Origin of the sequence: Burkholderia sp. BCC1998 (assembly GCF_905339875.1) — a bacterium.
Lineage (GTDB): Bacteria > Pseudomonadota > Gammaproteobacteria > Burkholderiales > Burkholderiaceae > Burkholderia.
Map to the genome: position 1 here is coordinate 23,959 of NZ_CAJPHE010000038.1, position 9,038 is coordinate 32,996.

General features: G+C 56.8%; 7 protein-coding genes. 6 read left to right on the forward strand and 1 reads right to left on the reverse strand.

Annotated features, from left to right (window positions below; all coding sequences use genetic code 11):
• The first annotated feature begins 98 nt into the window (after nucleotides 1–98).
• Nucleotides 99–1,703, forward strand: coding sequence for a tannase/feruloyl esterase family alpha/beta hydrolase (locus U5A56_RS35580; protein ID WP_257775845.1), 1,605 nt, complete (start codon nucleotides 99–101; stop codon nucleotides 1,701–1,703).
• A 283-nt stretch (nucleotides 1,704–1,986) separates the two neighbouring features.
• Here U5A56_RS35580 and U5A56_RS35585 read toward each other — a convergent pair whose 3' ends face one another.
• Entirely contained in the window at nucleotides 1,987–2,910 is a 924-nt protein-coding gene (locus tag U5A56_RS35585; protein WP_257775844.1) for a LysR family transcriptional regulator, read from the reverse strand.
• Between the two features lie 172 nt (nucleotides 2,911–3,082).
• Between U5A56_RS35585 and U5A56_RS35590 the strand changes: the two genes are divergently transcribed.
• The 5 genes from U5A56_RS35590 to U5A56_RS35610 all read left to right on the forward strand — a co-directional run bounded on the left by U5A56_RS35590 (nucleotide 3,083) and on the right by U5A56_RS35610 (nucleotide 8,860).
• On the forward strand, nucleotides 3,083–4,588 hold the full coding sequence (locus U5A56_RS35590) for a CoA-acylating methylmalonate-semialdehyde dehydrogenase (RefSeq protein ID WP_257775843.1): 1,506 nt from the start codon (nucleotides 3,083–3,085) through the stop codon (nucleotides 4,586–4,588).
• 105 nt (nucleotides 4,589–4,693) lie between these two features.
• Nucleotides 4,694–5,677, forward strand: a complete 984-nt coding sequence (locus U5A56_RS35595; RefSeq protein WP_257775842.1) for a zinc-binding dehydrogenase — start codon at nucleotides 4,694–4,696, stop codon at nucleotides 5,675–5,677.
• Between the two features lie 46 nt (nucleotides 5,678–5,723).
• Nucleotides 5,724–6,605 carry a 3-hydroxyisobutyrate dehydrogenase gene (gene mmsB, locus U5A56_RS35600; RefSeq protein WP_257775841.1) on the forward strand — a complete coding sequence of 294 codons (882 nt, stop codon included), beginning with the start codon at nucleotides 5,724–5,726 and terminating at the stop codon, nucleotides 6,603–6,605.
• 47 nt (nucleotides 6,606–6,652) lie between these two features.
• Entirely contained in the window at nucleotides 6,653–7,885 is a 1,233-nt protein-coding gene (locus U5A56_RS35605; RefSeq protein ID WP_257775840.1) for an ABC transporter substrate-binding protein, read from the forward strand.
• Nucleotides 7,886–8,089: 204 nt separating this feature from the next.
• Nucleotides 8,090–8,860 (forward strand): ABC transporter ATP-binding protein, encoded by a 771-nt coding sequence (locus U5A56_RS35610; RefSeq protein WP_374692798.1) that lies wholly within the window; start codon nucleotides 8,090–8,092, stop codon nucleotides 8,858–8,860.
• Nucleotides 8,861–9,038: the final 178 nt, after the last annotated feature.

The following is a 9,038-nucleotide window of genomic DNA, read 5'->3' on the forward strand; positions in this document are numbered from 1 at the left end:
GGTGCTTTTCGCGAAAATGGCATACAGCGCGTCTGAATGTCACTTGCGAGACAATTGCGTATGCCCGACGCAGGCAGCATGCCCTGGCGTCCTCGACCGTGACGCGACTCCATTCCAATCAGGAGAAGATGAAGGTGGGAACGAAGCCAGGAAGTCCGATGGCGGCAATCATGCTGGCCGCCATTGCATTGGTGGGAGTATTGGGTTGCGGGGGAAGTGACGACGCGCGTGCGTCGCCGGTATCGCTGACAGCGCAACAGGCTTGCGACGCGGTTAAGGGAAAGTCCGCTGGCGGTGCGTCGGTAACCGATGCATCGATGGTGGCGGCGACAGGTACTAATCCGGCTTACTGCAAGGTATCGGCGCTGATCTCGCCGCAACTCGCGATGCAGGTGCAACTGCCCGACAACTGGAACGGGAAACTGCTGTATGAAGGCGGTGGCGGTTACGATGGTTCGATCCAGAATTTCCTGTGGAGCGGGCCGGAAGTCTTGAAAGCGGGATACGTGATCGTTCAAAGCAACGGTGGCCACATCGGTTCCTCTGTAACGGATGCCTCGTTCGCTACAGATCCATTTTTGGCATTCCTGTTCGGGTCAGGTTCCGTTCCGACGGCTGCGGCTGCTGCGAAAGAGATGCTGCATCTAATCTATGGCAAAGCGCCAGACCAGTCTTACTACGAAGGGTGTTCCAATGGTGGGCGTGAGGGATTGATGGCTATACAGCGAAATCCCGATCTCTTCGACGGTGTGGTCGTCCGCGCACCGGCATACGATTGGCCGGCATTCATGGGCGCGTTCAATCGCAATTCGAAGGCGGCCGCGGCACCTGGGGCAGCATTCACGACAGGAAAGATTTCCCTATTGGCGAAAGCGATTCGAGACAAATGTGATGCGGCAGACGGGATCGTGGACGGGGTGGTATCCAATCAATCCGCATGCAATTTCGACCCTTCTGTCCTTCGCTGCCCAAGCGGCACCGACGCCGGCGATTCATGCCTATCCGACGCGCAGATTGCCGCAGCGAACACCTGGACGAGTGCATCGAGTTTCGCGAACGGTACGTACACCTATCCAGGCTGGGCGCTGACAGGCAACGAAGACGATCCGGACGGATGGTCGCAGTGGTTTGCCGGCCCCACGGGCAACGGGAGCGGTTCGCTCCAGTTCCTGCTTCAGGACGCGACGGTGAAGTCGTATCTGATCCATGACGCGAACGCGAATTCCCTGACGTACGACTGGAATTCGAACCCGGCGGCACTATTCACGATGGCCGCGCTCAATAGCGCGACGAATGCCGACGTGAGCCCGTTCGTCAGCCGTGGCGGGAAGCTGCTCCTGTGGCACGGCACTGCGGACATGGCGTTGAGTCACCGTGCGACAACGGCGTATTACCAGAAACTGCAACACACGATGGGGGCATCAGCCGTCAGCTCATTCGCTCGCTATTACCAGGCTCCAGGCGTTAACCATTGCTCGGGGGGGCCGGGTGCGGACTCGACAAACCTGGTGGCCGCCTTGGATCAGTGGGTGACGAAGGGCACGGCACCAGGGAACCTCGTTGCATCAAAGTTGAATACGGACGGCAGCGTGGCGTTCACGCGACCCTTGTGCCAGTATCCGCAGTACCCGCGCTATATCGGGCCGGCCAATGGCGCAAAGGCTGCGACGCTGGCGGAGAACTATACGTGCACTTCGCCATGAGCGTGCCGCATTGGGGACGTTAGGTCCCGGCAAATCATGAGTCGAGCCGAGCGGCTCGACCTTGGTCCTGGATATCGATGCGCGATGTCGTGAACGCGATATCGATGACGTGCCGTTCTCAAAGCCCGCTTACATCGTACTCGGTCACAACAACTGGCTAAATCCCATGGGCATTGGGAATTGTGCGCTTGGGAGTAGTCGGGCTACCTGCCAATATTGAGGTTGAAGGCGTATACACCGGATACGCTGTTTCCGATCAGTGGAACACGGCTCCCGAGTCTCGTCACTCAACGGATACGCTCTGCGTCGTCCTCCCCATCAGGAAATCTTCATTGGCTTCCGCAACTTCCCGAATGTAGTCCCACAATGCCCTGACGCGGGCTAGTTCGCGTCGCTCCGGTGGCGCCACCAACCAGAAAGTGCGGGTGATGTTCACAGCATCGGGTAGCACTGGAATGATGTTGCCGATCACGCTCCCAAGAAAACACGGCAGCACCCCGATTCCTAGGCCGGCTTTTACGGCTTGTGCCTGGGCGATGACACTCGTGCTTCTCAGGCACGGCTTAAGTGCCGGGAGCCATTTTGGCAACGAGAACTGCTGCGGCGAGAAGATGAGGTCGTCGACATAGTCGATCCAACGGTGATCGACCAGATCATTGATTTTTCTGATAGACGGATGCTTGTCGAGATACTCAGGCGTTGCGTACGGCAACATGCGGTACTCGGACAGCTTGCATGTCACAAAGCTGTTGGCGCTCGGGCGGTCGATTGCAACCGATGCGTCGGCTTCGCGCTTTGATAGATTCAGCGTGCGAGGCAGCGGCAAGATGTCGACAGTGATGGCGGGGTGCCTCGTGCAAAAGTGCGTCAGGTGCGGGGTGAGGAAAAACGTGCCGAAACCCTCTGTCGCGCCCAGCCGGATTTCGCCGGTCAATGCGACGGTGTCGCTGAGCATGCTCGATTCCACCGCCGTGATCGTACTTTCAAGCTTCTCGACATGCTCGAGTAACCGATGGCCAGCACTTGTCAGGCGAAGCCCTTGAGAACTGCGGTCGAATAGCTTCGAGCCTGTGTCACGCTCCAGTCGCTGTATCCGTCTGGAGATTGTCGACTGACTCATTTTCAACGTGTGTGATGCCTCCAGGGCCGACTGAGACCGAGCCGCCGCCAAGAAGATTCGCAGGTTATCCCAATCGAAATGATTCATCTCATCCTCAGCGCTCTGCTATGCAAATTTGCATAGCTTAGTTCCATTTTATCTTATTTCAAATGCAGAAACGGTGAAATACCATGCTTGGTAACACATCGAAATCAGCGCCGAGTTCCCGCCGGACATTCGCGCGCAATGACACAAGATTCCTACCAGGAGGCAATCCATCGTGAGCAGTTACATCGAGCATTTCATCGCAGGCAAGCCCTATTCGGAACCGTCGGCCCGATCGGGCGCCGTCCACAATCCTTCGACGGGCGAGGAGATTGCCCGCTGTGAGTACGGCACGCGTTCAACCGTCGATCATGCGGTTGCGATCGCCGCGGAAGCCGGCCGCCGCTGGGGGCGCGCCTCGCATGCCGCACGTCAGGCAGTCATCTTCAAATTGCGCGATCTGATGATCGCCAACATGGATGTGCTGGCCGAGGCAATCGGGCGCGAGCACGGCAAAACGATTCTGGACGCAAAAGGGGAGCTGGGGCGCGCCATTGAAGGCATCGAATTCGCGTGCAATGCACCGCACGTGACCAAGGGCGAATACACCAACAACGTCGGCGGTGAAATCGAAGTGTTTTCTATGCGGCGACCAATCGGTGTGGTCGGCTGTATCACCCCGTTCAACTTTCCCATCATGGTGCCCGCGGTCATGATGACCATGGCTGTCGCCGTCGGTAACAGCATTGTCTGGAAACCCTCCGAAAAGGTTCCGAGTGCGGCACTCGAATTTGCTCGGATCTGGAAGGAAGCCGGCTTGCCCGATGGGATCTTCAATGTCGTACAGGGCGACAAGGAAGTAGTTGATGCGATTCTCGAACATCCCGGCATTGCCGGAATCAGCTTTGTCGGATCGACTGCAGTCGGAGAGTACGTCTACCAGAAAGGGACGAATCATAACAAGCGCGTGGCCGCATTCACCGGCGGTAAGAATCACATGGTCGTCATGCCGGACGCAGACCTTGAAGCCGCCGCCAGCGCTTTCGTGTCCGCGGGATTCGGGTCGTCAAGTCAACGTTGCATGGCCGTGTCGTTGCTTCTGCCAGTTGGTGCAGAAACAGCTGAGCGCTTGCGCGAGATCGTGATTCCGAAAATTCGCGCGCTGAAAGTTGGCGCTTATGACGATCCGGGCGCTGATTTCGGTGCGGTTGTTTCCCGGGAGTCGAAGGTGTCGGTCGAGCACGCGATCGGCCGTTGTCTCGAAGAGGGCGGCGAGCTGGTGATCGATGGGCGTGGCTTTGCGGTACCAGGCCATCCGAATGGTTACTATCTCGGACCGACGCTATTTGATCGGATCACGACCGACATGCATCTGTATCGGGATGAAGTGTTCGGACCGGTGCGAGGCATCATGCGGCCTGCGACGTTCGACGAGGCGATCGACATTACAAATCAGCACGAGTATGGCAACGGATCGGTGATCTTCACGCGCGACGGGAAGTCGGCGCATCGCTTCATGATGGAAATCGAGTCCGGCATGATCGGCGTGAACGTGCCGGTGCCGCTGCCGTCCGCCTTCTTCAACTTCGGTGGCCTGCGTCGTTCGAAATTTGGAGAAGGCCACCTGTACGGTCCTGATGCGGCGCGTTTCTATACAAAATTCAAGACTGTATCTCAGCGCTGGCCGGAACCCGACGACGGAGCACTTCCGGTTTCATTGGCATTCAATCCGAGCGCCTGACGTCGTCTCCCCAATCTGTCGCTCCTATCTGCTACACGCCGCGCGCCGGCCCGGCGTTCCCGGCTTCAGGTACCGAAATTGACGTACAGCATCAAAGGAACATCAATGAAGGCAATTGTGATTGTTAGTCAGGAAGGGCAAACGCGCCCGACATTGGAGTATCAGACTGTGCCGGACCCGCAGGTCCAGCCGAATGAATTGCTAGTCGCGGTCAAGGCCGCTGGGATCAATCGGATCGACCTTCAGCGTTCGACGGCGCATGGCGGCCCGGCCGCCGGCAAACCGATGATTGCGGGTCTCGAAATGGCGGGCGATGTCGTCGCCGTCGGTAGCGAAGTCGGCGGATTCAAAGTTGGCGACAGGGTGATGGGCATGACGACCGGAGCCTATGCCGAACTTGCGACTATCGACTACCGATTTGCCACGCCGATTCCTACGTCATTTTCGTACGATCAGGCGGCAGCAGTCGCCACTGTTTATCCGACAGCCCACAATGCATTGGTGACGAACGGTCACTTCGGCGCGGACAAAAGTGTCCTGATTCAAGGCGTTGCATCGGCTGTTGGCATCGCGACCCTGCAAATCGCAAAAGCCCTCGGCGCGAAGCAGATCATTGGTACCGGCCGTCCGACCCGCAATGCGGACAATCTGATCGGACTCGGGCTCGACCGGTTTCTCGTGAACGGCATCGACGATGTTGTATCTGAAGTTGCGGCCCTGACGAATGGACAGGGTGTCGACGTCGTAGTCGACATGGTCGGCGGTCCCGCCATCTCGGACAATCTGGCCTCTGTCGCATTGGGCGGCTACATCGTGAATGTTGGCTGGGTCGGCGGCGCGACCGGCGAAATTGATCTTGACACGTTGGCCCGCAAGAGAGTGTCGTTGGTTGGTGTTTCGTTTCGCACAAGAACCGTCCAGCAGAAGTCTGAACTCTTTACGCAGTTTAGACGAGATGTCTATCCGCTATTCGAATCCGGCGCAGTCCTCCCGATCATTCAGACGACGTACCCACTGGCTGAGGCGTTGGAGGCACAGGATGCAATGGCGCGCGACGAGCACTTCGGCAAGATCCTGTTGCATCCTTGAAATTTATCGAGCGCATTCAGGTTAACTAAAGAAAATTGGAGACGTGATGGATATCGGGTTTATTGGCTTGGGGCACATGGGGCTTCCAATGTTGGGCAATTTGCTGGCAGCTGGCCACACGGTGCGTGCTTTCGACACGTCGTCCAGCGCCATCGCCCAAGCTGTTGACCGCGGCGCGTTGCCAGCTCGGTCCGTGGCAGAGCTGGCTGCATCCGTCGATGTAGTGGTTACGATGTTGCCGACTCCAGCTGTTGTGCGCGCCGTGATATGTGGTCCTGATGGTGTGCTTGCGCATGCAAGGCAGGGAGCATTTGTGATCGACTGTAGCACCAGTGATCCACAGACGGCCGCAGAGATCGAAGCGATGGGGGCCGCAAGCGGTAAGACTGTTGTCGATGCACCAGTATCAGGCGGTGTGCCAGGGGCCAAGGCGGCCACGCTGACGTTCATGGTGGGCGGATCGGACCTCGGTTTCGAGTCAGCCAGACCAATTCTTTCCGCTATGGGCAAGAATATTGTTCGTTGCGGTCCCGCTGGCAGCGGACAAGCCGCCAAGCTCTGCAACAATCTCCTGCTCGGAGTATCGACAATTGCCGTGTCCGAGTCGATGTGCCTCGGTGTTAGCCTCGGGCTCGCTCCCGATGTGCTTGCGCAGATCATCAACACGTCGTCAGGCCGGTGCTGGGTGTCCGAGGTCTACAACCCTTATCCCGGCGTCGTTGCAGATGCCCCGGCATCCAATGGCTTTTCCGGCGGCTTTGCTTGCGACTTGATGATCAAGGATCTCAGCCTTGCACTGGATTCCGCCCACAATTCCCGGCAACCGCTGCCCATGACCGCATTATCCAAGCAGTTCTTCCAGGTATTAAGTCATCAAGGTGGCGGCAGCAAGGATATTTCAGCGGTCGTGGGCTTGTTCAAAAAATAGAGCCGCGAAGAAGCGTCGAAGATACAAAATAAACACAGGAGACAGCGATGCACATCCATTTCAGAAAATCCGCCATTGCACTGGCTTTGGGTTTCGCCTGCGCTTTAGCGCTGGCGCAGCCACCGAAAATCTCGGACGATGTTGTAAAGATCGGCGTTCTGACGGACCTTTCGGGAAATTATTCCGAATTTGCGGGTCCGGGTGCAGTGACAGCAGTCAAGATGGCCGTAGAAGATTTCGGCGGCAAAGTTCTCGGAAAGCCGATTGAGGTGGTGATGGCAGACCATCTCAACAAGACCGACGTGGCACTCACAAAAGCGCGCGAATGGTTCGACATGCAGAAAGTGGATGCCATTGTTGACCTCACCAACTCGTCTGTCGCCATCGCCGTCAGCAAATTGGCCAAGGACAAGAATCGGATAGCCATTGTGGCTGGCGCGATGACGGAGAAGATAACGAATGAGGAATGCTCTCCTAACACTGTGCACTACGTTGCCGATTCCTATGCGTTTGCGAATGGCACTGGCAAGGCTGTCCTGGATCAAGGTGGAAACACATGGTTCATTCTCGCCGCTGATTATGCGTTCGGCACGCTGATGCTCGATCGGCTGACCGCGACGGTAGCAGCGAACGGAGGCAAGGTTCTGGGTGCGGCCAAGCATCCACTCGGCGCATCGGATTTTTCATCGTTCATGATGCAGGCGCAATCGTCGAACGCGAAGGTGATCGGACTGGCGAACGCCGGTGTTGACACAGTCAACGCGATGAAATCGGCGCAGGAGTTCGGTGTCACACGTGGAGGAAAACAGAGTGTCGTCGGTCTTGCAACGACTATCACTGACGTCCACGGCATGGGCCTAAATGTCGCACAGGGTCTTTTGCTGACGACGCCGTTCTACTGGGACCTGAATGATGAAACGCGTCAGTGGTCGAAGCGGTATTTCGCCAAGATGAAGAAAATGCCCAACATGGTGCAGGCTGGGGACTACTCGTCAGTCATGCATTACCTCAAAGCCATTGAGGTGGCCGGCACGGACAATGCCAAAGACGTAATGGCAAAGATGCGGGAAATGCCGATCAACGACTTCTTTGCGAAGAATGGCAAGATTCGCGAGGATGGGCGCATGGTGCACGACATGTATCTGGCCCAGGTCAAGACGCCAAGCGAGTCAAAGTATCCGTGGGATTACTACAAGATCAAGAAAGTCTTGCCAGCCAGCACGGTCACGATTCCGGTCGAACAGAGTAAGTGTCCTCTGCTCAAGAATGGACGCACGTAAGGCGAAAGGACGTAGTCGATGCGACCGATGATTGAGCTTGGATTCGATCACTGACTGAGCAGCGTTCGCATCGCGGCGTTTTGAAGTTACAAGGAGATTGGCTGCGAGCTGAGCATGCGCTCTCGGTCAAATTACTCATGTTGACGCATCGATGCGGTCGCTACGTTTTCGCTTGATGCGTTTCACTACCGGTTTGAGGTGACGATGACTGACGTCATCCTGGAGACGCGCGGCCTGACGAAGGAATTCGGAGGGTTTACTGCAGTGTCCGATGTCAATTTGCGTGTTCAGCGTGGCCATATTCACGCGTTGATCGGCCCAAATGGCGCTGGCAAAACAACCTGCTTCAATCTCTTGACGAAGTTCATGGCTCCTACGGCTGGGGCGATTCTTTTCAACCAACGCGATGTCACTGCGGAACGGCCGGCGCAGATTGCGCGGCAAGGCATCATCAGGTCGTTTCAGATTTCAGCCGTATTCCCACACCTCACCGTTCTCGAGAATGTGCGTATTGCACTTCAGCGATCGCTCGGCACCTCCTTTCATTTCTGGAAAGGGGAGCGCACATTGTCGCGACTAAATGACAGGGCAATGGATCTGTTGACCCAGGTCGATCTTGCTTGTTTTGCGGATACCACGACCGTCGATCTTCCCTACGGCAGAAAGCGCGCACTGGAGATTGCGACCACACTTGGTATGGAGCCCGAGTTGATGCTGCTCGACGAGCCGACACAGGGGATGGGACACGAAGACGTTTCTCGTGTCACGGAGCTCATCAAGCGTGTTGCGTCGCGGCGCACGATCTTGATGGTGGAGCACAACATGGGCGTGGTGGCCGGTATCTGCGATCGCATTTCTGTATTGCAACGCGGGTCGATCTTGGCCGAAGGAACATATGCGGAGGTATCCGCGATACCTGAAGTCATGGAAGCCTATATGGGTACGGCTGACGGAACGCTTGAAGGTGTTCTGTGACGCCCAGCAGCGGCGTGTCTAGTTCACCATGGGGAAAGACATATGGAAAAAGCGCTTGAAATTGCGGACCTGAACGCTTGGTACGGGGAGTCTCATATTCTCCACGGCTTAGAAGCTGTTGCGAAATTAAATTCCTGGCCTGTTAACTTTTCTGATTTGGTGTTAAGGAAGGTCTGCA